The organism is Romboutsia maritimum (assembly GCF_002251085.2).
Lineage (GTDB): Bacteria > Bacillota > Clostridia > Peptostreptococcales > Peptostreptococcaceae > Romboutsia_B > Romboutsia_B maritimum.
In genome coordinates this window covers 20,820-46,894 of sequence record NZ_NOJZ02000012.1, presented here as the reverse complement: position 1 = coordinate 46,894, position 26,075 = coordinate 20,820, and the positions used below count along the sequence as shown (strand labels likewise).

The following is a 26,075-nucleotide window of genomic DNA, read 5'->3' as shown; positions in this document are numbered from 1 at the left end:
TATTTCTATTATTTTTTATATTTTAATTTATTAGTTGTAAATATTATTTTATGAAGAAGTCAGTGAATTTTTATCACATACTAATTTTAAGTTTGCACTTGATTTTTTTAACAATAAATAATATACTTTATTCATAATACATAGGAATCCGAGGTGTTAGTTATAAATAAAGAACTTATAAAAGGAAGTACTGTTACCATTATCTTAAATACACTAAAAGAAGAACCTCTTTATGGATATGGTATGATAAAAAAAATCGAAAATAAATCAAATGGGGTGTTTTTTTTCAAGGAAGGAACTTTATATCCTATTTTACATGACCTTGAAAAAAACAAGTTTATCGAATCTTTTTGGGATGTAGAAAACGGTAGACGTAGGAAATACTATAAAATTACAACAAAAGGTCTTAAAGAACTGGAAGTTAGAGAAAATGAGTGGAAACTGTTTAGTAAAACAATGGACTTTGTATTGGGGGAATGATTATAATGACTAAAAAAAGAAATCCTATAGAGAATTTTTTACAATCTGTATGCAGATTTGTTTCAACTGAAGAACGAGCAAAAGATATACGAGATGAGCTTAAAGATCATATTGATAGTTATATTGATGAGTATACAACTGATGGTATGACTATTGAAGATGCAACATCAAATGCATTAAGGCAAATGGGAGATCCTGATACTTTAAGTTCAAATTTTAAAGACAATATTTCTGGTAATAAAAGATTATTTGTAGTTGGTTTAATTGTTTCATGTATGGTTATATTTTTATCAATTAATATTTATGGTTATATGAATAATATTTATGCTTTTTCAGATATTTTTATATGTATGATTTTTCTTATTTGTTATATTCCATTTCTTATTACTCTTATCAAAACATATAGGAAAGATATAAAACTAGCCAAAGAAAATCCTATTTTTTATATTCAATCATATAAAGAATCTGCTTGGTATGAAAATATATTAAAGCCTTTTAAGTGGCTATTTATAATTTCATTTTTACTAAATATAATAGTATATTTTACAGAACTTAATACTATACCAAAAAATAAAATATTATACGAAACTTTAGAGACTGTGCCTCTTTTAACAATGTACTTAATTATGATTATTATATTTTCTTGTTTAAGCCCTAAAGTTCAAAATAATATTGTATATCCTGATGGTATTCTTACTTTTCAATCTTTTATTCCTTGGAATAATATAGCTGGATATAGATGGGTTAAACAACATTCTAAAAACAAAGTTGTTTACTCTATCGAATTGAAATTTAAGAAAAATTCTTCATCTAATTCTTTTAAAGTTTCATCCTATAGCCAATTTATTAAGGTAAGTTCTTATCAAATGAATTTAGTAGATGAAATTTTTAAGCTTAATGATATAGAACATCGTCAATTTTTTTAATACCTGAATTGTCAATTTAAATCAGACAAATTACTTATGATTAACTAAGCAACTGGAAGTAGACTTTTAAATCCAGTTGCTTTTTTCATAACCTCATTTGATGTTTGATAATCTAATGATCTTCTAGGAATAGAATTCCATTTAGATGCAATCTCATTTAGTTGTTCTTGAGAATATACTGTATTTTTGTTAAAACAATTAGAAAAGAACAATCCTATAATAAAGATGATGTTATAGAAGAAGAAGTTCTTGAGGAAAAAAATTATTAATTGGCCATTAATCGTATTCTCAGCTATAAATATATTATTTTCTATTCTTATAGTTTTGGCAACGTTACTAATTCAACCTTCCGTCTAAAATAATTTTTATAATTACTATTTATTGGAGGATAAATTTATGTTTTCAAAACCAGATTGTGGCTGGATTACATTTACTTTAGGTGATTTTGAAGCAATCCCAAGCTATTTAACAGATGTACCTATGGATTGTGTGGATGCCATTTTTTGTCCTCCTAAAGTGTATCCCCATCAAAGTATTTTATAAACATAACCATCATATTCCACCAAAGTCAATTTTAATATATAAAACTACACTCCGTTACTTATTGTGCTAATATCTCTCTCTGGATTATTTGTGAACTTTTCACTAAATTCAAAGAAAAAAGAACTCCATCTTACAAATATTAGTGCTAATTTCTCAAATTTAATTTTTATTTACTTAATCCGATAGCCCTACAACAACTTCAATGCATCTTCTTCTTCTAATGGCTTAGAGAATAAATATCCTTGAATGTAATCCACATTCATATGCTTTAATTTATCTAATTGTTCTTCAGTTTCAACGCCTTCAGCCACTATTGGTAAATTTAATGAATGTGCTGATTCAATGATTAGTCTTAAAATTTTTGTATATTCATCTTGTAAATCCATACCATTAATAAAACTTCTATCTATTTTTATTATAGATAAAGGAAGTTTTACAATATAATTAAGTGATGAATAACCTGTTCCAAAATCATCTAAGCTAATTATTATTCCGATATCTTTTAGCTCTTTAATTTTTTTTATATTTTCCTCTATATTTTTAAGTAATACTGTTTCTGTTATTTCTATTCCAAGACAATCTATACATACACCCGTTTCCTTTAATATTGATTTTATCTTTGCCACAAAATCCTTGTCCATTATTTGAACTGGTGATATATTAACAGAAACTATAATTTTCTCTTTTGCATTTTCATTTATTTTTTCAGCAAATTTACATGCTTCACGTATTATATAATATCCCATATCTATTATTAAATTACTATTTTCCATTATCTCTATTATTTTAATAACTGGAATATTTTTATATTTATCATTTTTCCATCTAAATAAAGCTTCAAAACCTTTTAGTTTCTTATCTACTGTATATTGTGGCTGATAAAATAATTTTACTTCATTTTTTTCTATAGCATTTCCTAAGTCTTTTTCTATACTTAATTTTAAATTCTTTTCATCTTCCAACTCTTTAGTGTATATCATAAATTTGTTTTTGCCCAATTCTTTAGCTTTATACATTGCTATATCTACTTTCATAAGTAACCTATCAATATTAACTGTACAATCTCCCATTGCAATTCCTATACTAAGAGAAAATTCATAATTGTTATTATTTTTTTGTACATATGCTTTTTCTAATATTTCTTTCGCTTTATCACATATGATATCTACATTTTCTATGTTTTTAAAAACAATTAAAAATTCATCTCCACCTAAACGACATAAAAAATTATCCTTGCAAATTTCTCTAAGCCTATTTGATAGAGATATAATAACTTCATCTCCAAAATCATGTCCATAATAATCATTAATATCTTTAAAATTATCAATGTCTACATACATCATACCTATCTTACTATAATCAGTTTCTTTCTCCATATAATTATATAAGGCTCTTCTATTTGATATTTGAGTAAGTGAATCTGTAAAAGCTTGCTTTTTTATTTCTCTTTCTGCTTCTTTAATCTCTGTAACATCTATAAGAGCACTTGTAATACCTATGACTTCCTTGCCTATATCAAATACAGGTGTCTTATAAATTTCTACTGCTCTTCTACCTTTATTAGTTTCTAAATATTCCTCAAACTTCATAGGTTCTCTTCTTTTAATTACTTCTTCATTTTTTTTATAAATTCCTTTTACATACTTTTCTAAAAAGAATTTTTTAGAGGTTTGATTTATTGGTTCATCAATATTTATATTAAAATATTGTGTAAACTGTTTATTTCCATTTATATGTACTCCATTTATATCACTTAGCCATACTGGAAAAGGTAAATTATCCATAAAGATTTGCAGTTTTGCATCTTTATTTTTTAATTCAGTAATATCTCTAGCAACTCCAATAGTACCTATGACTTCATCACGCTCATCTATCACAGGTGCTTTATATATATTAAATTCTCTGTATCCCTTTTTTCCTATAATAACTTCATCAAAAACTACTTGTTTTCTTTTATTCATAACTTCTAAATCATATTCTCTACATTTATCCCCTATATTTCCATTCCATACATATTGATCACCTCTGCCTTTTATCTGCTCCATTGTTTTCCCACTATGTACCATGAGGTCATTATTTACTTTAATATAATTACTATCTTTATCTTTAAACCAAGACATATATGGAGTATTATTTAATAATGCATTAAATTGTATATCTTTCATATTAGATTTTTTTTCAGCATTCATTAATCTGATTTGATTAGTAACTCTTATATAGAGTTCTTCTGTTGTGAATGGATTTAATAAGTAATCATCTGCGCCTACTTCTATATATTCGTTTAAATTTCCAATGTCAATTTTATCTATACATAATATTATACCTACTTGTCCTTGTAAAAATTTATTTCTTATTTTCTTTATAGCATATATAGATTCCTCATATCCTATATTAGTATCTATCAATAGTAAATCTAAATCTATGTTGATAACGTTATTTATATTTTCACATATCATTAATTTATAATATTTATTATTAAATTCATTGGCTATCTTTAAAAAAAATTTTGTATCATTAGAAATTATAGATATTCGTCTTTTATTCATCTGTTGTTTTTTACCTCCTGATATATAATTTTCCAATAATATATATATCCGTCTTAATAACAAAAACATTTATGATAATTATTTTTTTAATAGTAATAATATCTATAATATCAAAATTTAATTAGTTCATCATAATAAATTTTATCTATCAAATTAAAAACAGTATCTTTTAATAATAGATACTGTCAATTCATATAATATATTTTTTAGCCATTCTCCGTTACTCCTCCAACGGAGCGCGTATTTTTTTGTTGAAAAATATCAACTATTTTTAAGCTCTTTTATAAACTCTTTCTCCGTCTCTTTGTCTAAGTACCTTCTTGGAATTATATGAGCTACAAATCCACTTATATATATAAGAATCATATCTTCGTAAACTTTTATATCTTTGATACTTTCTAATGATACTGTTTCTGATGTAAAGTCTCCTTTTACTACTATTGTTCCATCAACAATTTCTAAACTCTTACTTCCAAATATAGAGGAATTATCGCCTTCACTTAAAATTTTATCAGTTTGTTTAGCTATCAATTTTTTATATTGTTTGGGGTATGTCAAAATCCAAATAATCGAAAAAATTATAGCTACTATAATCCAATATATACTTTGCTGATTAAGTATACCTGTTCCTATAAAGTATATTAGTATAGAAAATATTATAGGTATAACATATCTAAGAATGTTAAATGTATTTTTCTGTGATTTAGAATTTTCTAAATGATGTAAATTAAAATTTATATAGTCATCTTTTGTTATTTCAAAATTCATTTTCATTAATGCTCCCCATCTTCCTATTTAAAATTTTTTCTTAATTATATTACAAATTTAAAACAAGTACAATTAAGTGTAGGAATATGAAAAAAGGAAGGATCTTCATCTTATTTAAACTTCCTTTACTAAATATCTTATTAAATTCTAGCTTAGTTATAGTTTTTGCTGTTTATAATAGTTTATAAAAAACCGTATCCCTTACTTGTGATACGGTTCTCCATTATTTATTCTATAAGCTCTATAAACCTGCTCTAATAATATCAATCTCATTAACTGATGAGGGAAAGTCATCTTAGAAAAAGATAACTTATAATCTGCCCTTGCTAAAACCTCATCAGAAAGCCCCAACGATCCACCTATAATAAATGTTATATGACTTTTTCCTCTAACACCTAAATTACTCATAGTAGAAGCAAACTCTTCTGAAGATAAATTTTTACCATCTATAGCTAAGGCTATAACATAACTGTTCCCCTTTACCTTGCTAAGTATCTTTTTACCTTCTTTATCTTTTATCATATCAAGTTCCTTAGAACTTAAATTCTCAGGAGCTTTTTCATCATCCAATTCTATAATTTCTAATTTACAGTATTTAGACAATCTTTTTTTAAATTCATCTATTCCTAACTTTAAATATTTTTCTTTTATCTTTCCAACACAAACTATATTTATATTCATAAAAAATTCTCCTTATTTTGCAATATACACGTTTGAAACTTCATCCCTTGATAAAACATCAAGCTTCACATCTTGTCCTACTATTATATCATTTTCTGTTAATATTCCCTTAGACGTTTCATAAGCTAACTCAGGAAAATTATTTTCTTTGCTTAAATGAGCCAATAATATAGATTCTGTTCCTTTATTTATAAGTTCCACACAAAACTTTGCTGCATCTTCATTAGATAAATGCCCTGTATCAGACATTACTCTTCGCTTTAATGAATACGGATAAGACCCCATCATTAACATATTAGGATCATAATTTGACTCTAATACTACTAATTTTGATTTATATAAATGCTTTCTAATGTTATCTGTAACACACCCTATATCTGTTGCTATTGAAATTTTTTCATCGTTTTCTGAATATAAATTATACCCAACTGCATCCGCTGCATCATGCTCTATTGAAAATGGTTTTATTATTACATCACCTAATGAATATGTCTTATCATTTTCGAATACTTTCATATTATGATCTTTAATATCGCCTAATTTATCTTTCATTGAGCACCATGTTTTTATATTGGCAAATATAGGTATATTAAACTTTCTTGATATAATTCCTGCACCTTTTATATGATCTGAATGTTCATGAGTTATGAATATTCCTTTTATAGTCTTTATATCTATATCTATATCTTTAAGTCCTGTAGTTATTCTTTTTCCGCTAAGGCCTGCATCAACTAATATATTAGTATCTTTATAGCCTACATAATGACAATTTCCACTACTTCCACTTCCTACTGAACAATATTTTAGCATCATGCCACCTCTTTTCCTTATACTCATAACTTATATTATACCAAAAAAACAGAGCATTAAATAAAAATTCAATGCTCTGGTCAAAATTTACTTATATTCTCTTATAATTTTATCTATATCTACTCCTTTGTCATTCCACAACTCAACAAATTTAGCTCCATTCACATTTTGATATTTATATTTAGTATAATATTCTTTTAATGTATTAAAAAATACTTCATCTCCTACTTTATTTCTTATTTCATTAAATACAACTGCTCCCTTTGTATATACATTCAAGCTATAATCTGTAGAATTTTTATATTGAGTACTAGGTTTAAAAATATTTTCACTTAAATGATGCTTTGTCTGAATTTCCATAGTTTTAATAAGCTTATCTCCAACATCTTTTCCATATTTTTTTTCAAAATATAATACAGTTGAATATTCTGTAAGAGCCTCGTCTAACCAAGGTTCATTAATTTCATCGTTACCTATTACAGAATACCACCATTGATGAGCTGTTTCATGAGCTATAACATACTCTAATAAAAATTGATTCTTTTCATTATATAAACTTTGGTCTATCATCACTAACATAGGATATTCCATTCCGCCTATAAAAAAGTCACTTGCTATAACAGAATATGTATCGTATGGGTAATCTCCAAATAAATCACTAAATATTTCTATTGAATCCTTGGCAATTTTAGTAGAGGCTTTTGAAAGTTTCTCATTTAAATTATATGTATTAATAGTAATTCCCTTAAAAGAATCTTTATCTATATTAAATTTCTCACTCAGTATAAATGCAAAATCTCTGACTTTTTTTGCTTCAATTTCATAAAAACCTCTATTACTATCAAATTTTTCATTTGTAACTTTTCCAGTAGATCCTATTTTATATTTTCTAGGAGCTAATAACTTTACATAAAAATCACTAGTATCGCTATAAAATGGATCTCCTAATGACTCATAACTTTTTAAACTCCATCCTCTATCATCATTTACACAAGCTATAGGAAACCAGTTAGTTACATTTATAGTATTGTCTCCATATCCAAATCTACCTAACGAATTAGGAAGCTTAACATTATACTTCATATCTATAGAGATTTTTTCATTAGGCTTTATATTTTTTCCTAATTTAATTTCTAATAAATCATTCTTATCTCCTTTAATTTCATATGATAATTTATTTCCATTATTTAATATATTCTTTATATCTATGTACCCTTCATTAAATCCATTTGGATATGCCTTCTTCATCTCTTCTTTCTCAAAAGGAGCAAATTCTTTTTTTGAAAAAGCATTTGGATAAATATGAAAATATACCTTATCCAGGTCCTTATCGGTATTATTTACATACTCTACATTTTGATTACACATTAATCTTTTACTTTCATCATCAAATATTGCTTCAATTGTATATCTGTCTATATTTTTAACAGCTTCCAGTTTTGATGTTTCTAAACTGTTTTTTGGTTTAAATGTATATATACCACCTCCCACTAATATAATTAAAGCTACTATTATTGATAATATTTTTCTTGTCTTTTGGTTAAAATTTATAACCAACTCATCCCCTCCCACTTTTCATGAATAATTTAAAAAAATATTTACAAGATAAATTTATAATATCTTTTATGATATAATTTAATCTGAGGTGATAAAATGTTTTTTAAGGAAGTCAACGAAATAGATTTAGGTGAAACTACTATTGCCAATATCTTCATAGATATATTTATGCCTATGGCAAATGGATTATACGTAAAAGTTTATCTTTTAGGATATCGACAGGCTTGTGATCCTAGTTATAATCCTAAATTTAATAATAATTCAATTGCAAAAAATTTAAATGTACCTCTATCTGATGTAATAGATGCTTGGAAATTTTGGGAGAGAAAAAATATAATTAAAATGCACAAAAATGAAGGTCTTAATGATTTTGATTATTCAATAGAATTTTTAGATTTAAAAAGATTTTATATGGATAATATGCATATTAATACTTCTTCTATAAAATCAAATACAGATAGTATTGTTTCTGTATCAGAAAATCCAAGTATTAGAAAAATGTTTAATTCTATAAATCAGATAATTGGTAGATATCTTGATCCAGGTGAAAAAATTAGTATTTTGGACATAATGAATAAATATAACATGGACCCAGATATGATACTTTATGCCTATGAATATGTAAGAGATAAACATGGTTCAGCTAGACCTGTTAAATATATTGAATCTATTCTTAGAAGTTGGTATGATTCTAATTTATATACACCTCAAGATGTTAAGGATAGTTTTGCTGTAAAAAGTGAACGCTATGTTCTATATAAAACTATATTCAACGAATTAGGTTTTTATAGACCACCATCTAAATCAGAGGAAAAAATTATGAATACTTGGTTAGATAAATATAATATGGATATAGAAGTTATACTTTCTGCTTGTTCTAAATCTAAAAATATTTCAAAACCATCTATTTCATATATAAATGGTATTATTGAAAATTGGAAAGAAAAAAATGTAAAAACTTTAGATGATGTACAATTATTAGATGATGAATTTAAACAGAAAATGGAATCCAAAAAAAATACTTCTAATAACAATAGTAGTAATAGTAAAAATTCTATTCCTAAAGTTAAAACTAGATTCCATAACATAAATCAAACTTTTACCAAATATACACCAGAAGAACTTGAAAAGCTTCTTCGCGAAAGTCAAAAAGACAAATTTAAGTAGGTGATTAAATGAAAGAATCAATTTTAAGAGATATACTTACATCTTATGAAAGAAAAAGAGATAAAGCTGAATCAGATTTTGATCAGCGTAAGAAGGATGTATATTCTCAAATTCCAGAAATAAAAAATATAGATAATGAAATTACTCAGCTTGGATTAAAATTAGCTAAACTGGTTCTTTTAAATCCAGAAAATAAAGATAAAATAATTATTGAATCAAAAGATAAAATGACTAAACTAAAAGCTCAAAAAATAGAACTTTTAGACCAATATCGTGTACCAAAAGGATATTTAGATATCCAATATAGCTGCGATTTCTGTAATGATAGAGGTTTTTTAAAAAATGGCCATAAATGTAATTGTTTAAAACAAACAATCATAAATGAAGCTTATAAAATGTCTAATTTATCAAGAATGCTTAACACTCAAAATTTTTCTACCTTAGATACTTCTATATTCTCTGATGAAAAAATTGATGATTCAAATATGTCGCCTAGACAAAATATATTAGAAATAGTATCTATATGCGAATCATTTATTTTAGACTTTGATAAAGATAATGGAGAAAATTTATTATTCTATGGAGATACTGGATTAGGAAAAACTTTTATGTGTAACTGTATAGCTAAATCTCTTTTAGATAAAGGTTATTTAGTTATATATCAAACAGCATTTAAAATGTTTGAAATAATAGAGGACTATAAATTTAAAAATATAGACCATCATATTACTAAAGATAACTATGAAAATTTATTTGACTGTGATTTATTAATATTAGATGATTTAGGTACAGAACTTACAAACTCTTTTACTAACAGTGAATTATTTAATATATTAAATACAAGATTACTATCAGGTAAAAAAACTATTATATCTACAAACCTATCTCCTATGCAATTAGGATCTGATTATGCTCAAAGGATTTTTTCTAGAGTTTTTGATAGGTTTAAAATGGTTAAGTTTATTGGAAATGATTTAAGATGGGAAAATAAAAAGTAGAAGAAAATATATTTATATTTTCTTCTACTTTTTATTTAATCTAAGATATATGTTCTCAGTGGATTTACTCATGTTAATGCCTAGTGCTCAAATTTAAAATAAAAAACTCTTAGAACACATCTAAGAGTTTATTGGAGCTGGTGATAGGAATCGAACCTACAACCTGCTGATTACAAGTCAGCTGCTCTACCGTTGAGCCACACCAGCAAAAGTGTATTTAATTGGCGACCTGGAAGGGACTCGAACCCTCGACCTCCAGCGTGACAGGCTGGCATTCTAACCAGCTGAACTACCAGGCCGCATTATATGGTGGGATTAACAGGGCTCGAACCTGTGACCCCCTGCTTGTAAGGCAGGTGCTCTCCCAGCTGAGCTATAATCCCATATTGGTGACCCGTAGGGGAATCGAACCCCTGTTACCGCCGTGAAAGGGCGGTGTCTTGACCGCTTGACCAACGGGCCATAATGGTGATCCATCCGCGACTCGAACGCGGGACACCCTGATTAAAAGTCAGGTGCTCTACCGACTGAGCTAATGGATCATGTCTTTTTTCGACTTATTTCGTCGTTTCTCTCGCTCACAAATATTATTATATAGTCTTATTGATTTTTCGTCAACACTTTTTTAATGTTTTTTTTATTTTTTTTTAATATTTTTATTTAAAATCTAGTTATACTTAATTTAAAGCTAGTGTTTTAAATATATTTAGCTATTTTATAGTATTAAATAAAGCAATAAAAAATAGAGTATGTACGATAAAATATATCTCCATACTCCATTTTTTATTTTATTTTTTATTAGCAGAATATATTTTTTCTTATTATAGTTTGTGTTCTATTTGGTCCTACTGAAACCATATCAATATTTACACCAACTAATTCTTCTATTCTAGCTACATATTTTTTTGCATTTTCTGGAAGGTCTTCAAATTTTTCTACATTAGTTATATCTTCATTCCATCCATCTAATTCTTCATATACAGGTTCACACTTAGCTAAGTCATCTAATGATGCAGGGAAGTCGTTTATTACTTTATCTCCCATTTTATAAGCTGTACATATTTTTATCTTCTCAAATCCTGTTAAAACATCTAATAACATGAAAGATATACTAGTTAATCCATTTACTCTAGCTGCATATTTAACTATTACAGCATCAAACCAACCACATCTTCTTGCTCTACCTGTTACTGTTCCAAACTCATGTCCTTGAGTTCTTATTCTATCACCTGTTTCATTAAGTAATTCTGTAACAAACGGACCTTCTCCAACTCTAGTTGTATAAGCTTTAACGATACCTACTACATCTTTTATCATATTAGGCCCTATTCCAGCTCCTACAGCAAATCCTCCTGAAATAGGATGAGATGATGTAACATACGGATACGTACCTAAATCTAAGTCTAATAATGTACCTTGAGCTCCTTCAAATAAAACTTTTTTACCTGCTTTTATAGCATCATAAACTACAACAGATGTATCTGCCACATAATGTCTTATTTTTTGAGCATATTCTAAGTACTCATTATATATAGTTTCGAAGTCAAACATTTCTTCTTTACCATATATATTTTTAACAATTTTATTTTTAGCTTCTATTTGCGGTCTTAATTTTCTTGCAAATATATCTTTATCCATTAAATCACATATTCTTAATCCTGATCTCTCAGTTTTATCCATATAACAAGGACCTATACCTTTTTTAGTAGTACCTATCTTGTTATCTCCTCTAGACTCTTCTGCTAAAGCATCTAATTCTTTGTGGTATGGAAATACAACATGTGCTCTATCACTTATTTTTATATTTCTAGTATCTATATTATCTTTATTAAGCATTTCTATTTCTTCTAAAAATCCTTTTGGATCAAATACTATACCATTTCCTATTACATTTATTGTACTAGGATTTAGAACTCCAGAAGGTATTAAACGTAATGCGAACTTCTTCCCTTCTACTACTAAAGTATGTCCTGCATTATTTCCACCTTGACCTCTTATTACTACATCAGCTTGTGTCGCAAGATAATCTATTACTTTACCTTTACCTTCGTCTCCCCATTGAGAACCTACTACTGCAACTGTCTTCATGTAATTCACCTCTATTTAATATATATTCGAACACTTTACCTATATATTTTAACAAACATTCGATATATTTTCAAACCTTTTTACTTTTTTATTAGATTTAATATGTATTTTTCTATAATACATAAATCATTTATTTCTTTTATTTCTTTTTCATATCCTTTGAATCTACTTATTAAGCTATTTAGTTCCTTTTCATTAGATACGTTACAAATATTAATATAATTTCCTAACATAGTATTAATTATGTATATTTCATAAAAACTATTTTTCTTTATAGCATAAAAAACGATTGTTTCTTTGATTTTTTTATCTATTATTCTTAACAAGTTAATCTCTTTGTTTACTTCTATTATTTTTGGATATATATATATTATATTTATATTCAACACATTTTCCCCCATATAAAAATTTATATTTATACACAAGTAAAGCAAGCTAATAGCTTGCTTTACTATTTATTCACATTTATCAACAGGTCATCTGTGGATAGTGTGGATAAATATTCACTTAAATTTCAATGTTTATACATATTTTGGGACAAATATCCACATGTTTTTTCTTATGAGAAAGCATGTTCTGTGGATATTTGTTGATATTTACATATCTCTTGCTTTATCTGCAAATTGTTGAACTTCTCCTAACCATACTAATTCTACAGATCCAGTTTCGCCATGTCTATTCTTAGAAATTATAATTTCTCCTATATTTTTTCTTTCTGAATCAGGATTGTAATATTCGTCTCTATATAAAAACATTACTATATCTGCATCTTGCTCAATAGAACCAGATTCTCTTAAATCTGATAACATTGGTCTATGGTCAGCTCTTTGTTCTGGAGCACGTGATAACTGTGATAGTGCTACAACAGGACAATTTAATTCTTTAGCTAATATTTTTAATGATCTAGAAATTTTAGCTATTTCTTGTTGTCTACTTTCATTGTTACCTTCACCTTCCATAAGTTGAAGATAATCTATTAAAACTAAATCTAGACCTTTTTCTATCTTTAATTTTCTACATTTTGATCTTAGCTCTGAAATTTTTATACCTGGAGTATCATCTATATGTATATTTGAATTAGATAAAACTGCCATTGCATCTATTATTCTAGGCCAATCATTTTCATCAAGTGTTCCTGTTTTTATTTTTTTAAGTTCAACATGCGATTGTGATGACAACATACGTTGAACTAATTGTTCCTTAGACATTTCTAAACTAAATACAGCTACAGAAGCGCCACCTTTTAAAGCAGCATTTTGAACTAAGTTTAGAGAAAATGCTGTTTTCCCCATAGCCGGACGAGCGGCAATTAGTATCAAGTCTGTTCTTTGTAAACCATTAATTTTCTTATTTAAATCTTTAAACCCAGTAGTTATACCTGTTACATCACTTTTGTTAGTATATAACTTTTCTATCATGTCGTAAGCATCCATTAAAACTAAATTTATAGATTTAAAATCATCACTTGCTTTCTCTTGAGATATATCAAAAATTCTCTTTTCAGCCTTTTCTAAAACATCTTCTACTTTAGTAGCTCCATCATATCCTAAATTTATTATGTCATTAGAAGCTCTTATAAGTTGTCTAAGAACTGATTTTTCTTTTACTATATCTGAATAGTACTTTACATTCGAAGTCGTTGGTACTATGGTAGAAAGACTTGTAATATAACTAATTCCTCCTACATCATCTAAATGTCCTTGTTTTTTTAATTCTTCCGTCAATGTTATTAAATCTATAGGTTCTCCTTTGTTACTTAACTTAATCATACATTCATATATTATTTTATGAGCCTCTTTATAAAAGTCTTCTGGCTTTATTGTTTCTGTGACTGTTATTATGGCATCTTTATCAAGTAAGATAGAACCTAAAATAGACTGTTCTGATTCAATACTATGCGGAGGAATTCTAGTTGCGTCCTCCATTTTTTATCACCTCGAGTATACTGTCTATTGTTTTTCTTTTACATCTACTCTTATTTTAGTAACTACTTTTTGATGTATCTTTATTTCAACAAATCTTGAACCTAACACTCTTATAGGCTCATCTAATAAAACTTTTCTCTTGTCTACTTCTATTTCGTGTTGCTTTTTCATTTGTTCTGCTATATCTTTAGAAGTTATTGATCCAAATAGTCTTCCACCATCTCCAGCTTTTGAATATATAACTATATTCATTTCTTCCATTTTCTTTCCTAATTCAACAGCTGCTTCATATTCTTTTTGAGATTTTATCTCTTGAGATTTTTTCTTTTCATTAAGTTCTTTTATTGCTGTATTATCAGCTGGAACAGCTAATTTTTTAGGTAATAAGAAGTTTCTTGCATATCCATCACTAACTTCTTTCATTTCTCCTTTTTTCCCAGTTCCCTTTACATCTTTTAATAATATAACTTTCATCTTAGTCTTCCTCCTCCAAGTATTGTTCTATTATTTCATGTACTTTATTATAAGCTTCTTCTAGTGAAACATCTTTTAACTGTGCGCCAGCTATATCTATATGCCCTCCACCGCCTAATTTTTCCATAAGTACATGTACATTTATTTTTCCTAGTGACCTAGCACTTATAAATACTTTATCATGTTTGTGTCCAAGAACAAATGATGCTTCCACTTCTTTTATATTCAACAATTCATCTGCTGCTTGTGCAATAACAACATTTATATTTTCCATTTCTGAATTAGAATACGCTAAACATATTCTATTATTAATAATTTTAGTACTCTGTATAATTTCTGCCTTAGTTAAAAAATCTTTTACATCAGAGTTAAACAACTTTTTAACTTCTATAGTATCTGCTCCCACCTTTCTTAGGTATGAAGCTGCCTCAAAAGTTCTAACTCCTGTTTTAAAAGCAAAATTTTTAGTATCTAAACTTATTCCAGCTAAAAGTCCTTCTGCTGTTAATTTATTTATTTTCACATCTTCTTCCATGTATTGAACTAATTCTGTAACCATCTCACATGTAGATGATACATATATCTCATGGAATAAAAGAACTGTATCATTTATAAATTCCACACCTCTTCTATGATGATCTATAACTACTATTTTTTCTGATAGTCCTAATAATTCTTCACATTCTGTAAAGTTAGGTCTATGAGTATCTACAACTACTATTAGTGTATTTTTCTCACAACTTTTTATTGCTTCATCTTTATCTATAAATATATTTTTATAATAGTCAGCTTCTTTCAAGCGTTTTACAAACTCTTCTATAGATTCATTTGCTGAATTTAGAACTATATTTGCAGATTTATTACAAGATTTACATATGTCGTAAATACCGACTGCTGCTCCCATAGCATCCATATCTGGATATTTATGTCCCATTATATATACTTGATTGCTTTCTAATATTACTTCTCTTAAAGCATGACCTATTAATCTAGATTTTACCTTTGTTTTTTTCTCTACAGCTTTAGATTTACCACCATAAAATACAAATTTATCAGTAGTTTTTATAACTGCCTGATCTCCACCTCTACCTAATGCTAAGTCTAGAGCTCCATTGGCAAGTTTTAAATTTTCATTTATTGTATCTCCATCTATACCAATACCCATACTTATAGTTACAGGAAGATTATTTCCATAATCAATTTTTCTTATTGTATCTAAAATAGCAAATTTTTCAGTTTCTAATTTTTTTAATTCTTTTTTATCCATTATTAATATAAATTTATCTTTTGACGTTCTCTTTAATGCTCCCTTAGATGTAGACTCTAATGATGATAGTGTTCTCTCAACCTCTACACTTATTAACGCTCTTTTATCTTCATCTGCACTTTTTAAAACCTCATCATATCCATCAACTTGTATTAACATTATTACATTTTTTTCATCATAATAATCTTGTTGCAATTGAAGATACTCAGTTCTATCTATCCAGTAAAGCATCATTAAATATTTTGCATTTTTTTCTTGTTCATTTTTTATAACATTATAAACTATACTGTAATCTCTTCCTTTATAGTTTATTTCTGTATACATTTCCTTATTCTCATTTAAAACTTTCCTAAGATTTAAATTTTCTACTACCTTATCAATGTTTATACCTAATAACTCTGCTGAAGCTGTCATTTCGTAAAATTTGTCATTATACCAAGATATTCTTCCATCAAATTCAAGTATACAAAGAGGTATTGGAAGATTCATTATAGCCTTTTTTGTAGTTTCATCTATGTCTAGAGATAAATTTTGAATATATTTAGTCCATTCTTTTTTTCTAATATTAGTCACTCGCCAATTATGAACGACTATATATATAAAACCAAAGAAAAATAAACAACCTATATATAAATTATAAAAAAGAAGAGCTATACTAGCTATTCCTATGAGAATTATATATAGATTTATTTCTGGCATATTTATCTTAAAGGTTGACTTATTCCTCATTTCTACCCTCCTAAATGGATTTGTAGCTTCTTACCTTTCTAAAATCAATTATACTGTCTAACATACCAATAAATGATATTCCCATAAATCCTGTTATGCATAAGAAAATTACGCCAAAGAAAATAAGTTTACTTGAACCTTTCTTTCTATTAGTTTTAACGTAATGTATACAAACTGCTATTCCTTGTATTATAAACATAGCGTTAAATACCATTTGTAAGTTAATCATTATTAGCTCAGTATGTAGATTCACATTCATGATTTCTAATAATAGAACAAGTAAATATAGTGAAAAAGATACCGTTATAGCATTTCCTGGTAAATAAAATTCAGTAAACTTAGGTGTTTGAAAGTTTACTATCTTAATTCTTTTCAATATAATTACTTCTATGTAATATGTTATAAATGCCGATATCATTGACTTAAAAAATAGCATTGTCGGAATCATGTTACCTATATATTTTAATAAATCATTTATACTTAATCCTTCAATCATTTTTGACCCTGTATCTTTTATAATTTCTGATTGTAACTGAATACTACTTTCCATAATACCCATTAATTCAGTAATTAAATTTATATTAAATATTATTTTTGCTACAAAGAAAAAAACAATTGTAGATATTACAAATGCAATTATACCTCCATATATAGGTTCAAATTTATTGTACTCTTTTTGTCCCATTCCTTTTTTTGCTATATTACCTATAATAATACCCGGTATCACACTCAATATACATATATTTACAGAGTATATAGGGCTAACGCTGAACATAAGTATTAAAAACGTTACGACTATAGATAATATAGAATACTTCTTATTTGATAGGGTACCTATTATTGCATACGGCACTGGTATTACCAAACTAAGTATACCTAACATGGGAACATATGCTGTCATTAAAGACAATACCACAGCTAATGAGACTATCATTGATACATGAGATAGTCTAATTTTATTATTCAATTTAGAATCACTCCCTATTGTCCAAATGTTCTTTTAAATTGGTTAAATCACCATACCATCTTTCAACGCTATGATTTTCACCTATTCCTATTTTTATCTTTTCCTTTACCTTATAATCTATTTCTTTAAAATTAATTCCCAATCTTTTTGCTAAAAGGTAAGTTATCATTATTATATTTGCTAAAGTGTCTTGAAGTGCTTCATCTAATGGTTTTACACCTTTAAAAATAAGGTTAAACAAATCGCCTACGCTCATTAGCATTTCAGTCTTCATCCATTCTATAATCCTAATATTTTTAGTTACATCTGAACTTTTATCTAATCTCACGGCTGCCCCCCTCCTTAATATATAAATATTATAACATAAATAATAATATATTTAACCAGATAAACAAAAAAACGAGCCTTATGGCTCGTCCTTTTCTTAGTCTAATGTATATGGTAAAAGTGCTATATTTCTAGCTCTTTTTATTGCAACTGTTAATTCTCTTTGGTGCTTAGCACAAGTTCCAGAGATTCTTCTTGGTAATATTTTACCTCTCTCAGTTACGTATTTTTGTAATCTTTGAGTGTTTTTGTAATCTATTCTAGCGTCTTTAGATGCACAGAATTGACAAACTCTTTTTTTCTTACGTCTCTTTTTGTTCATCATAGTGTTTCCCCTCCTTTTCTAAAATGGTATATCATCATCATCTATAGCTTGGAAACCTTGAGGATCTAATCCTTTAGGTTCAAAGCTTGGCTCAAAATTCGGTTCAAAGCCTTGATTATTTGATTTATATGAACTTTCCGATTTGTTTTTACTATCTAAAAATTGAACTCTATTAGCATTTACTCTAAAAGATCTTCTATTTTCACCAGCTTGATTTTGATAACTATCTATTCTTATAGACCCTTGGATAGCTACTAAACTTCCTTTACCAATATAATTTGCACAGTTCTCAGCAGATTTGCCCCAAACTTGTATATCTATAAAGTCAGTTTCCTTTTTACCATCTTTGCCTGAAAACTCTCTGTCGACAGCTACTGCAAAGTTAGCTACTGGTGTTCCTGTTCCTGCGATGTATCTTAACTCAGGGTCTCTTGTTAATCTACCCACTAGTACTACATGGTTCATAATAACACCGCCTATTTTTTTTATATAATAAAACTAGTTATTAAGCAACAACTATCATGTGTCTTATTACGTTTTCGTTTATCTTTAAGTTTCTGTCTATCTCTTTAGGAACGTCAGCTCCAGATTTAAAGTTAACTAATACGTAATGTCCTTCTGTGAACTTAGCTATTGGATAAGCTAATTTCTTAGTTCCCCATACGTCAACGTTAACTACTTCACCTTCAGTAGCAACTACTTCCTTGATCTTGTTTAGTACAGCTTCTCTTACTTCTTCTTCAGAGTTTGGCTTTACTACATAAACTAATTCATAATTTTTCACTATATTTCACCTCCCTTTGGACTTAACGGCTCTACTTCGTAGAGCAGAGAATAGAGAATAAAATCTCATACCTACACATTTTATCACCCATTTTCAAAAATGTCAATTTGATTTTATTCTTACTAATTTATTATTACGTATTTTTTCCTTGAAATACGTATAATTTTCCTTTATATAGATAATAATATTATTATATAGCCCCCATAACTTAAATATATTTCATCCCAATCTCCCCTAAAAAAAAGAGTGGTCATTTGACCACTCTTTTTTATTCTATATAATAAATAATTCTGACATTTTATTAAGCATTTGATTTTTCTACCATGAATTCTTTTAAAACTGCACCTAATCTTTTTATACCTTCTACAATTTTGTCATCAGGCATGTTTGAATAATTTAATCTAAAGTGATTAGTCTTTCCTCCATTAGGGAAGAATGATGCACCTGGAACATATGCAACATCATTTTCTAAGCATTTTGCCATTATTTCTTTAGCATCTAAGTGACTTGGTAACTCTACCCAAGTGAATAAACCACCTTCTGGATATGTATACTCTAATCCTTCTGGGAATGTTTCTTTCATAGTTTGAAGCATTAAATCTCTACGAACTCTATAAACTGATTTTATTTTTTCAACGTGCTCATCTAAATCATAGATGTCCATAAATTTACTAACTTCTCTTTGTGATATAGTTGATGCTTGTAAATCAGATCCTTGTTTTACAAATACGAATTTTTGCAATATTGCTGGAGATGCACATGTCCATCCTAATCTATATCCTGGACAGAATATTTTTGAAAAAGTACCTAGATATATAACTAAACCTTTTTTATCCATAGATTTTAAAGATGGTAAATTATCACCTTCAAATCTTAATTCACCATATGGATTATCCTCTATTACAGGTATTTCATATTTTTCTATTAATTCTATGAATTTTTTACGTCTTTCTAAAGGCCAAGTTCTTCCTGTTGGATTTTGGAAATCTGGTATAACATAAATCATTTTGATTCTTTCAGTTGTGCTTAGTATTTTTTCTAACTCTTCCATTATCATTCCATTGTTATCTGTTGGAACTTCTATGAATTTAGGAAGATATGCTTTAAATGCATTTAAAGCTCCTAAATATGATGGACTTTCACATAATACTACGTCACCTTCATCTAAGAAGACTTTCCCCGCAAAGTCTAATCCTTGTTGTGAACCATTTGTTACTAAAATGTCATCCTTTGTAATGTTTGTTTTACTTTTACTATTCATTCTATCAGCTATATGCTCTCTTAAAGGTTCAAAGCCTTCTGTTGTCGAATACTGTAGTGCTGATGCTCCGTCTTCTTCAAGAACTAAAGTTGATATTTTTTTCATTTCCTCTATAGGAAATAACTCTGGAGCTGGTAGACCACCGGCAAATGATATTACTTCCGGTTTTTCAGTAAGTTTTAGAAGTTCACGAATCTCAGATCCTTTTAAACCTTTCATTCTACTTGCAAATTTAATAGCCATAATTAAATCCCCCCCTGAAAGTATTCCTTTCAAGTTAATTATAGCAAGTTTTTGAAAATTCCGATACAAACTTTCATACTTTTTTGAATAGTTTATTTATTAACTATTATCTTCACTATTTTTTAATATTTTTTTAGTCCTTTTTTCTAAAGTCGCTCTATCTAACATAATTAATCTATCACATTTTGTACATCTTATTTTTACATCCATTCCAACTCTTTTTATTTCAAATTCTTTGCAGCCACAAGCATGTTGTTTTTTTAACTCTACTATATCTCCAATTTTTAAATCTAATGGCATAAATTCTACAACCTCCTAACCTATTTTCTCTACTTTTTTACTACCGTTATCTAATTTAGATATTTTAAAAATTCCTTTAAACTCTATACTATTTTCTTCTAAAATAGATTTGACTTCGTTAATATTTTCATATAAAAATCTAATTGATATACCACAACTAGCAGTTATTTCTCTTGGCGTTGGTAATGTAGTTGATTTAATATTATTTTCATTAAATAATTTATCTGATCTTATTGCATGATGTGTTGAGTTAAATGATACTATAAACATCTGATTCATTTTTGATCCCTCTCCTGTCGTTTTATTTTAATTAATTAAAGGGATTGTCTTAAAATAAAATTTTGTGGTTATTTCACAAAATTTTTATATTTTTGAGACAGCCCCTTTATAATCGTTATATAGATATAGTTTGTGATGAATTTTTCATTGTATCCACTATAGTATACATATTTGTAACAGATCCTACTTGTAATTTTTCTTTTACTCCATAGTAATCTAAACAAGTTCCACAAGATAGAATTTCTACACCGGCTTCTTCTAGTATTTTAAGATTTTCTATAGTATCTTCATTTTCTGTACTTAATCTTACTCCTCCATTAACAAGAAGTATACTTTTTGGATATGGCTTAGACTCTGTCAATGTGTATATAAATCCTCTTATAAGTACATTTCCTAATTCATCATTTCCTTTTCCCATTTTATCTGAAGATATAAATATACATTTATCTTCTAATTCTAGACTTTTATCTTGTTCTATTATAACATTTTCTCCCTTTATTATCTCTATACAAATCAAATCTTTTTCTTGTTTTATAACCTTTGATTCTAAGTTTAAAGACTTCGCTAGCTTAAGAATATTTTCTTTAGCTATTTCATTATCTACTGTAGTTATAACTACTCCTTGATCTATTTTATCTAATTCTTTTTTTGTATTTATAACTGGCTTAGGACAACCTAATCCTCTTGCATCTATTTCTATAACCATAGTTCAAATCAACTCCTTAGATTTATTCAAATCTATTCTATCATAGATGTTATTTAGATAGTCATAGATTATTTCTATAAGTTGATATTTTCAAATTAATATAATTTAACAAATTTTTACTATTTCTAAGTAATTATTGAAAATTATAGCTATTGTTTTACTATCTATTTTAATACTATCTTTTATATTTTGCTTATACTCCATTATTTTGTCTCCATTTTTATTATAAACAGAGTTTTTTAAATATCTTATATATGAACCATTTATACTATCTATTTCATCAGCCTTTTCTGTATTTTTTCCTTTTTTATAGCTTAATTTTTCAACATACGATAAATTTTTTTCTTTATCAATTATATATAAATAATCATTATCTGTCTTAGATATCTTATTTATCTCTTTTATTTTTATATCTGATTTTTTATCTAAATTAAAATCCAATACTACTATATTGTCTAAAAAAACTACATATAAATATTCTTTTCCAACACAAATATCAATTATAGCATTATCAAAAGCTAATTTATTTTTCTGATTTCCATTTTCATCATATATAACTAGGTTGCTACTAATATTTTTTCTTGTTTCTATGTCTGAAACTAATATTTTGCCGTCCAAATTATATACTCCTGTAATTTTATTTTTATATTCCAATTCTGTGTTTACATTTTTTTGTTCATCTTGTATTTTTATGTATTCTTTATTGTTTTTTTTATATACAGTAAAAAAAGTATGTTCATTTATACTCTTATATATTATAGTTTCGGGTGGAACATTTTCTTTAAATACAAAATTTCCTTTAGCATCTATACTATATACCTTGTTTTTTTCTTTATCTAATATATCAATATAATAGTTGCTGTCTATTTTACAGTTTTTTATTTTCATATTTAAACTGAAAACAGTATTCCCATTGCAATCTATACTTTTAACCTCGTTTTTGTCATATAAAATTAATTTTTCTTTATAATCTACATATTGAGCTTCTTTATCTAAATTAATACTTTTTAGTGCTTCAGCATCACTCTCTATGAAATCTGAATCCTTAAACATATTCAATTTACTAGGATTTAGAAACAAAATTAATATTAAAACCGCTATTAAAATTCATTTTTTCACACTTATCATCTCCTAACTAATATACATAATTCTATATAAATAAAAGAGACTCCTTTAAAAGAGTCTCTTTAAATTATTTCTAAATTCCTATACATGAATACACCTTTTTGGTAGTACTCTAATTCTTTTTCTTTAGAAATTCCTGAATATAATTGTCCTAAATCTATGTATAAATTTGCTAAAGTTTTACCATCTTCTAATTCTGATATTATTTTTATACATTTGCTTAGATATTCTATAGCAGGTGTAACTTCTTCTTGTTTCTTATACATATCAGAATATAACTTTAACGATCTATATTCATTAAATTTATTTTTATATTTGATAGAAGATACTAAAGCTAATTTACAATACTTTCTAGCTAGTTCGTATTTTTCACTATCAATGTATGCCTCTATTATTTTAAATAATCCATTCATCATACATTCATCTTCATCACTTTTTTTGATATCATAAACCATATGTGAGTATTCTAATACTTTTTCAGTGTCTCCCATATCTCTATATATATCACTTATAGTCAAATAAATATTTGCTAAATCTGTTTTATTTTCTTCTTTTTCTATTGTTTCTAATGCTCTTTTAAAACAATCTTTAGATTCTTCATATTTACCTGCACTTAATAAAGTATTCGCTTTTAGTATTATTAATTCTACTTCTTCCTTTGTATCATTTTGTTTATCAATAGTATTTATCTTTTCTATGTATTCTAATGCATTTTGAGGATCATCTATCTTCATATAGCATTTTGCCATTTTACTATATAACTCTTTGTATATCTCTGCATTTTCAATTCCACTATCTATTAAAACTTCTTCTGCAAAGTTAAAATGACTTATAGCACCTTTATAAAACGCTTCTTCTTGATATATATTACCTATATTTAAATAACATCTAAATATATTTTTTTTATCATTATTTTTTATAAAGAAATATAGTGCTTTTTCAAAATTGCTTATAGCTTCACTGTGATTTTCTTTTTTTAAGTTTATAGTTGCAACTAAATAATTACATTTACCGTTATTTTCAGTTAAATTATAATCTTTACAAATTTTTTCTACCTGCATAATTTGATTTTTAGCTTTATCTAATTCATTACATTTGATAAAAATTTCACTTTGTAATATCAAATTATCTGTTATTTTTTTAGATTGCATTTCTTTTGTTTCCAAAAGGTATTCTATATTTACATCTAATTTTTCTGATAAATATTCTAATAATTCATAACTTGTATGAGATTTATCTCTTTCTATATGGCTTATTTGAGCTGCTGTTATTCTATCTCCTGCTAACTCTTTTAATGTCATATTTTTTTCTTTTCTTAGCTTTTTTATTTTTTCTCCTAAACTTAAAATATTCATTGTATTTTTCCCCCCCACCTTTTGAAAGCAATTTCTTATAATATAATTATAACTTATATTTATCTTAAAAACACCCTTTAAATTTACACGATTTACCATAATTTGATGATTATTTTTAAAATTGTAAATTTTATACAGTCAAAATTCTATTTTAAAGAAACCTATAAAGGTATTTTAAAATTTGTTATACATTTATTATATAATAAAAAAAGATGATTTCTAGTAAAATCGAAACCATCTCCAAATATTTTATTTTATATAAATAATTTTTTCAATAAAATATTTATATTCTTAATTATTTTTAGCTATTTCTTTTAATGCATTAACTGCTTTATCTATTTCTTCTTTTGTATTAAAGTAACCTAAGCTAAATCTAACAGCTCCTTGCTCTAAAGTTCCTAACGTCTTATGAGCTAATGGTGCGCAATGAATTCCTGATCTTGTTGCTATATCATACTCACTATCTAACAAAAATGTTATTTCTCCAGAATCCATATTTCCTATATTTATAGAAATTACAGCCGCTCTCTTTGTACTATCTTTAGGACCATATATCTTTATATTTGGTACCTCTTCTAACTTTCCAAGCATATACTTACATAAATTTTCTTCATGTTTTCTTATATTCTCTATTCCTTCTTCTAATATAAATTTTACACCTTCACTTAATCCGACTATACCAGGAGTATTATGAGTTCCTGATTCATATTTATCTGGTAATAATTCAGGTTGAAATAATTCTTCTGATTTACTACCTGTTCCACCTTCTTTTAATATAGTTAAATTTAATCCTTCTCTTATATATAATATTCCTGTTCCTTGAGGCCCTAATAAGCACTTATGACCTGGAGCTGCTAACATATCTATATTAATTGATTTAACATCTATATCGTATACACCTGCCGTTTGAGATGCATCTACCAAATATAAAATTCCATATTCCTTAGCTATTTCTCCAACTTCCTTTATATTAATTAACGTTCCACATACATTAGATGCATGAGTAGTAACTATAAGCTTTGTGTTTTTCTTTATAGCTTTCTTTATGTCTTCAACATCTAAAAAACCTTCTTCATTACACTTAACGATAGTATTTTCTATTCCCTTTTCCTCTAATGCTTTAATAGGTCTTATTACAGAATTATGCTCCATACTAGTAGTTATTATATGGTCTCCCTTTTTTACACATCCTTTTATAGCCAAGTTTAGAGAATCAGTTGCGTTATGTGTAAAAATTATATTCATAGGATTTTCAATGTTAAATAATTTAGATATATTTTCTCGTGCATCATATATTCCTCGTGCTGCCTTCATTGCTAATTTATGACCTGCTCTACCTGGGTTTGCGCAATAATTCTTCATACAATCCATTATAGATTCATATACCTTTTCTGGTTTTGGATACGTAGTCGCTGCATTGTCTAAATAAATCATATATACTTTC

28 protein-coding genes and 5 tRNA genes are annotated in these 26,075 nt (G+C 27.0%); 5 read left to right on the top strand and 28 right to left on the bottom strand.

The window, feature by feature from the left end; translation table 11 throughout:
• Nucleotides 1-153 precede the first annotated feature (153 nt).
• Both CHF27_RS08230 and CHF27_RS08225 read left to right on the top strand, forming a co-directional pair.
• On the top strand, nucleotides 154-480 hold the full coding sequence (locus CHF27_RS08230; protein ID WP_095404438.1) for a PadR family transcriptional regulator: 327 nt from the start codon (nucleotides 154-156) through the stop codon (nucleotides 478-480).
• Between the two features lie 5 nt (nucleotides 481-485).
• Nucleotides 486-1,406, top strand: a complete 921-nt coding sequence (locus tag CHF27_RS08225) for a permease prefix domain 1-containing protein (RefSeq protein ID WP_095404439.1) — start codon at nucleotides 486-488, stop codon at nucleotides 1,404-1,406.
• 44 nt (nucleotides 1,407-1,450) lie between these two features.
• Here the strand turns inward: CHF27_RS08225 and CHF27_RS14220 are convergent, their stop codons facing one another.
• Entirely contained in the window at nucleotides 1,451-1,618 is a 168-nt protein-coding gene (locus CHF27_RS14220) for a hypothetical protein (RefSeq protein WP_158534738.1), read from the bottom strand.
• 184 nt (nucleotides 1,619-1,802) lie between these two features.
• On the opposite strand from CHF27_RS14220, the gene CHF27_RS14215 reads away from it, so the two are divergent.
• Nucleotides 1,803-1,949: a hypothetical protein gene (locus CHF27_RS14215; protein ID WP_158534737.1), complete on the top strand. Its 147-nt coding sequence runs from the start codon at nucleotides 1,803-1,805 to the stop codon at nucleotides 1,947-1,949.
• Between the two features lie 188 nt (nucleotides 1,950-2,137).
• Here CHF27_RS14215 and CHF27_RS08220 read toward each other — a convergent pair whose 3' ends face one another.
• From CHF27_RS08220 to CHF27_RS08200, 5 genes are all read right to left on the bottom strand, one after another.
• Nucleotides 2,138-4,495, bottom strand: a complete 2,358-nt coding sequence (locus tag CHF27_RS08220) for an EAL domain-containing protein (RefSeq protein WP_095404440.1) — start codon at nucleotides 4,493-4,495, stop codon at nucleotides 2,138-2,140.
• A gap of 261 nt (nucleotides 4,496-4,756) precedes the next feature.
• On the bottom strand, nucleotides 4,757-5,269 hold the full coding sequence (locus CHF27_RS08215) for a YcxB family protein (protein ID WP_115976060.1): 513 nt from the start codon (nucleotides 5,267-5,269) through the stop codon (nucleotides 4,757-4,759).
• A gap of 195 nt (nucleotides 5,270-5,464) precedes the next feature.
• Entirely contained in the window at nucleotides 5,465-5,944 is a 480-nt protein-coding gene (rlmH, locus tag CHF27_RS08210) for a 23S rRNA (pseudouridine(1915)-N(3))-methyltransferase RlmH (protein WP_095404442.1), read from the bottom strand.
• 12 nt (nucleotides 5,945-5,956) lie between these two features.
• A complete protein-coding gene (locus tag CHF27_RS08205; RefSeq protein WP_095404443.1) occupies nucleotides 5,957-6,754 on the bottom strand; it encodes an MBL fold metallo-hydrolase in 798 nt (265 codons plus the stop codon).
• 87 nt (nucleotides 6,755-6,841) lie between these two features.
• A complete protein-coding gene (locus CHF27_RS08200; RefSeq protein WP_095404444.1) occupies nucleotides 6,842-8,311 on the bottom strand; it encodes a M1 family metallopeptidase in 1,470 nt (489 codons plus the stop codon).
• A gap of 96 nt (nucleotides 8,312-8,407) precedes the next feature.
• On the opposite strand from CHF27_RS08200, the gene CHF27_RS08195 reads away from it, so the two are divergent.
• Together CHF27_RS08195 and CHF27_RS08190 are read left to right on the top strand one after the other, a co-directional pair.
• The gene (locus tag CHF27_RS08195; RefSeq protein ID WP_095404445.1) at nucleotides 8,408-9,478 is read left to right on the top strand and encodes a DnaD domain protein; all 1,071 of its coding nucleotides are present in this window, start codon (nucleotides 8,408-8,410) and stop codon (nucleotides 9,476-9,478) included.
• Nucleotides 9,479-9,486: 8 nt separating this feature from the next.
• On the top strand, nucleotides 9,487-10,476 hold the full coding sequence (locus CHF27_RS08190) for an ATP-binding protein (RefSeq protein WP_095404446.1): 990 nt from the start codon (nucleotides 9,487-9,489) through the stop codon (nucleotides 10,474-10,476).
• Between the two features lie 132 nt (nucleotides 10,477-10,608).
• Here the strand turns inward: CHF27_RS08190 and CHF27_RS08185 are convergent.
• From CHF27_RS08185 to CHF27_RS08080, 22 genes are all read right to left on the bottom strand, one after another.
• A tRNA-Thr gene (locus CHF27_RS08185) sits at nucleotides 10,609-10,683 on the bottom strand.
• A 15-nt stretch (nucleotides 10,684-10,698) separates the two neighbouring features.
• Nucleotides 10,699-10,775: transfer RNA gene (locus CHF27_RS08180), tRNA-Asp, on the bottom strand.
• A gap of 8 nt (nucleotides 10,776-10,783) precedes the next feature.
• Nucleotides 10,784-10,859: transfer RNA gene (locus tag CHF27_RS08175), tRNA-Val, on the bottom strand.
• Nucleotides 10,860-10,863: 4 nt separating this feature from the next.
• Nucleotides 10,864-10,938: transfer RNA gene (locus CHF27_RS08170), tRNA-Glu, on the bottom strand.
• Between the two features lie 4 nt (nucleotides 10,939-10,942).
• Nucleotides 10,943-11,018: transfer RNA gene (locus CHF27_RS08165), tRNA-Lys, on the bottom strand.
• A gap of 256 nt (nucleotides 11,019-11,274) precedes the next feature.
• The gene (locus tag CHF27_RS08160; RefSeq protein ID WP_115976058.1) at nucleotides 11,275-12,564 is read right to left on the bottom strand and encodes an adenylosuccinate synthase; all 1,290 of its coding nucleotides are present in this window, start codon (nucleotides 12,562-12,564) and stop codon (nucleotides 11,275-11,277) included.
• An 80-nt stretch (nucleotides 12,565-12,644) separates the two neighbouring features.
• Nucleotides 12,645-12,950, bottom strand: coding sequence for a hypothetical protein (locus CHF27_RS08155; protein ID WP_095405522.1), 306 nt, complete (start codon nucleotides 12,948-12,950; stop codon nucleotides 12,645-12,647).
• A gap of 210 nt (nucleotides 12,951-13,160) precedes the next feature.
• On the bottom strand, nucleotides 13,161-14,489 hold the full coding sequence (gene dnaB / locus CHF27_RS08150) for a replicative DNA helicase (protein WP_095405521.1): 1,329 nt from the start codon (nucleotides 14,487-14,489) through the stop codon (nucleotides 13,161-13,163).
• 24 nt (nucleotides 14,490-14,513) lie between these two features.
• Nucleotides 14,514-14,963, bottom strand: a complete 450-nt coding sequence (rplI, locus tag CHF27_RS08145) for a 50S ribosomal protein L9 (RefSeq protein WP_095405520.1) — start codon at nucleotides 14,961-14,963, stop codon at nucleotides 14,514-14,516.
• A 1-nt stretch (nucleotide 14,964) separates the two neighbouring features.
• Entirely contained in the window at nucleotides 14,965-16,959 is a 1,995-nt protein-coding gene (locus tag CHF27_RS08140; protein ID WP_095405519.1) for a DHH family phosphoesterase, read from the bottom strand.
• Between the two features lie 10 nt (nucleotides 16,960-16,969).
• Entirely contained in the window at nucleotides 16,970-17,926 is a 957-nt protein-coding gene (locus tag CHF27_RS08135) for a DUF2232 domain-containing protein (protein WP_095405518.1), read from the bottom strand.
• A 7-nt stretch (nucleotides 17,927-17,933) separates the two neighbouring features.
• Nucleotides 17,934-18,254 (bottom strand): MazG-like family protein, encoded by a 321-nt coding sequence (locus tag CHF27_RS08130; RefSeq protein WP_095405517.1) that lies wholly within the window; start codon nucleotides 18,252-18,254, stop codon nucleotides 17,934-17,936.
• A gap of 96 nt (nucleotides 18,255-18,350) precedes the next feature.
• Nucleotides 18,351-18,578 (bottom strand): 30S ribosomal protein S18, encoded by a 228-nt coding sequence (gene rpsR / locus CHF27_RS08125; RefSeq protein ID WP_095405516.1) that lies wholly within the window; start codon nucleotides 18,576-18,578, stop codon nucleotides 18,351-18,353.
• Nucleotides 18,579-18,596: 18 nt separating this feature from the next.
• Nucleotides 18,597-19,043, bottom strand: coding sequence for a single-stranded DNA-binding protein (locus CHF27_RS08120; protein WP_095405515.1), 447 nt, complete (start codon nucleotides 19,041-19,043; stop codon nucleotides 18,597-18,599).
• Nucleotides 19,044-19,083: 40 nt separating this feature from the next.
• Nucleotides 19,084-19,362: a 30S ribosomal protein S6 gene (gene rpsF, locus CHF27_RS08115; protein WP_095405514.1), complete on the bottom strand. Its 279-nt coding sequence runs from the start codon at nucleotides 19,360-19,362 to the stop codon at nucleotides 19,084-19,086.
• A 301-nt stretch (nucleotides 19,363-19,663) separates the two neighbouring features.
• Nucleotides 19,664-20,866, bottom strand: a complete 1,203-nt coding sequence (locus tag CHF27_RS08110) for an aminotransferase-like domain-containing protein (RefSeq protein ID WP_095405513.1) — start codon at nucleotides 20,864-20,866, stop codon at nucleotides 19,664-19,666.
• Nucleotides 20,867-20,965: 99 nt separating this feature from the next.
• Entirely contained in the window at nucleotides 20,966-21,166 is a 201-nt protein-coding gene (locus CHF27_RS08105; RefSeq protein ID WP_095405512.1) for a DUF951 domain-containing protein, read from the bottom strand.
• A gap of 15 nt (nucleotides 21,167-21,181) precedes the next feature.
• Nucleotides 21,182-21,445, bottom strand: a complete 264-nt coding sequence (locus tag CHF27_RS08100) for a DUF3343 domain-containing protein (RefSeq protein WP_095405511.1) — start codon at nucleotides 21,443-21,445, stop codon at nucleotides 21,182-21,184.
• A gap of 115 nt (nucleotides 21,446-21,560) precedes the next feature.
• Nucleotides 21,561-22,151: a sulfurtransferase-like selenium metabolism protein YedF gene (gene yedF / locus CHF27_RS08095; protein WP_095405510.1), complete on the bottom strand. Its 591-nt coding sequence runs from the start codon at nucleotides 22,149-22,151 to the stop codon at nucleotides 21,561-21,563.
• Nucleotides 22,152-22,256: 105 nt separating this feature from the next.
• Nucleotides 22,257-23,204 carry a hypothetical protein gene (locus tag CHF27_RS08090; protein ID WP_095405509.1) on the bottom strand — a complete coding sequence of 316 codons (948 nt, stop codon included), beginning with the start codon at nucleotides 23,202-23,204 and terminating at the stop codon, nucleotides 22,257-22,259.
• A 134-nt stretch (nucleotides 23,205-23,338) separates the two neighbouring features.
• Nucleotides 23,339-24,631: a helix-turn-helix domain-containing protein gene (locus CHF27_RS08085; RefSeq protein ID WP_095405508.1), complete on the bottom strand. Its 1,293-nt coding sequence runs from the start codon at nucleotides 24,629-24,631 to the stop codon at nucleotides 23,339-23,341.
• Nucleotides 24,632-24,922: 291 nt separating this feature from the next.
• Complete coding sequence (locus tag CHF27_RS08080) at nucleotides 24,923-26,065, bottom strand: aminotransferase class V-fold PLP-dependent enzyme (protein WP_095405507.1); 1,143 nt, start codon at nucleotides 26,063-26,065, stop codon at nucleotides 24,923-24,925.
• Nucleotides 26,066-26,075 lie beyond the last annotated feature (10 nt).

Bases quoted from the DNA above. Each gene is read 5' to 3' on its own strand.
- CHF27_RS08225 (WP_095404439.1), top strand. From the start codon at position 486: ATGACTAAAAAAAGAAATCCTATAGAGAATTTTTTACAATCTGTATGC.
- CHF27_RS14215 (WP_158534737.1), top strand. From the start codon at position 1,803: ATGTTTTCAAAACCAGATTGTGGCTGGATTACATTTACTTTAGGTGAT.
- CHF27_RS08220 (WP_095404440.1), bottom strand. From the start codon at position 4,495: ATGAATAAAAGACGAATATCTATAATTTCTAATGATACAAAATTTTTT.
- CHF27_RS08215 (WP_115976060.1), bottom strand. From the start codon at position 5,269: ATGAAAATGAATTTTGAAATAACAAAAGATGACTATATAAATTTTAAT.
- rlmH (WP_095404442.1), bottom strand. From the start codon at position 5,944: ATGAATATAAATATAGTTTGTGTTGGAAAGATAAAAGAAAAATATTTA.
- CHF27_RS08205 (WP_095404443.1), bottom strand. From the start codon at position 6,754: ATGCTAAAATATTGTTCAGTAGGAAGTGGAAGTAGTGGAAATTGTCAT.
- CHF27_RS08195 (WP_095404445.1), top strand. From the start codon at position 8,408: ATGTTTTTTAAGGAAGTCAACGAAATAGATTTAGGTGAAACTACTATT.
- CHF27_RS08190 (WP_095404446.1), top strand. From the start codon at position 9,487: ATGAAAGAATCAATTTTAAGAGATATACTTACATCTTATGAAAGAAAA.
- CHF27_RS08160 (WP_115976058.1), bottom strand. From the start codon at position 12,564: ATGAAGACAGTTGCAGTAGTAGGTTCTCAATGGGGAGACGAAGGTAAA.
- dnaB (WP_095405521.1), bottom strand. From the start codon at position 14,489: ATGGAGGACGCAACTAGAATTCCTCCGCATAGTATTGAATCAGAACAG.
- rplI (WP_095405520.1), bottom strand. From the start codon at position 14,963: ATGAAAGTTATATTATTAAAAGATGTAAAGGGAACTGGGAAAAAAGGA.
- CHF27_RS08140 (WP_095405519.1), bottom strand. From the start codon at position 16,959: ATGAGGAATAAGTCAACCTTTAAGATAAATATGCCAGAAATAAATCTA.
- rpsR (WP_095405516.1), bottom strand. From the start codon at position 18,578: ATGATGAACAAAAAGAGACGTAAGAAAAAAAGAGTTTGTCAATTCTGT.
- CHF27_RS08120 (WP_095405515.1), bottom strand. From the start codon at position 19,043: ATGAACCATGTAGTACTAGTGGGTAGATTAACAAGAGACCCTGAGTTA.
- CHF27_RS08110 (WP_095405513.1), bottom strand. From the start codon at position 20,866: ATGGCTATTAAATTTGCAAGTAGAATGAAAGGTTTAAAAGGATCTGAG.
- CHF27_RS08105 (WP_095405512.1), bottom strand. From the start codon at position 21,166: ATGCCATTAGATTTAAAAATTGGAGATATAGTAGAGTTAAAAAAACAA.
- CHF27_RS08100 (WP_095405511.1), bottom strand. From the start codon at position 21,445: ATGAATCAGATGTTTATAGTATCATTTAACTCAACACATCATGCAATA.
- yedF (WP_095405510.1), bottom strand. From the start codon at position 22,151: ATGGTTATAGAAATAGATGCAAGAGGATTAGGTTGTCCTAAGCCAGTT.
- CHF27_RS08090 (WP_095405509.1), bottom strand. From the start codon at position 23,204: ATGTTTAAGGATTCAGATTTCATAGAGAGTGATGCTGAAGCACTAAAA.
- CHF27_RS08085 (WP_095405508.1), bottom strand. From the start codon at position 24,631: ATGAATATTTTAAGTTTAGGAGAAAAAATAAAAAAGCTAAGAAAAGAA.
- CHF27_RS08080 (WP_095405507.1), bottom strand. From the start codon at position 26,065: ATGATTTATTTAGACAATGCAGCGACTACGTATCCAAAACCAGAAAAG.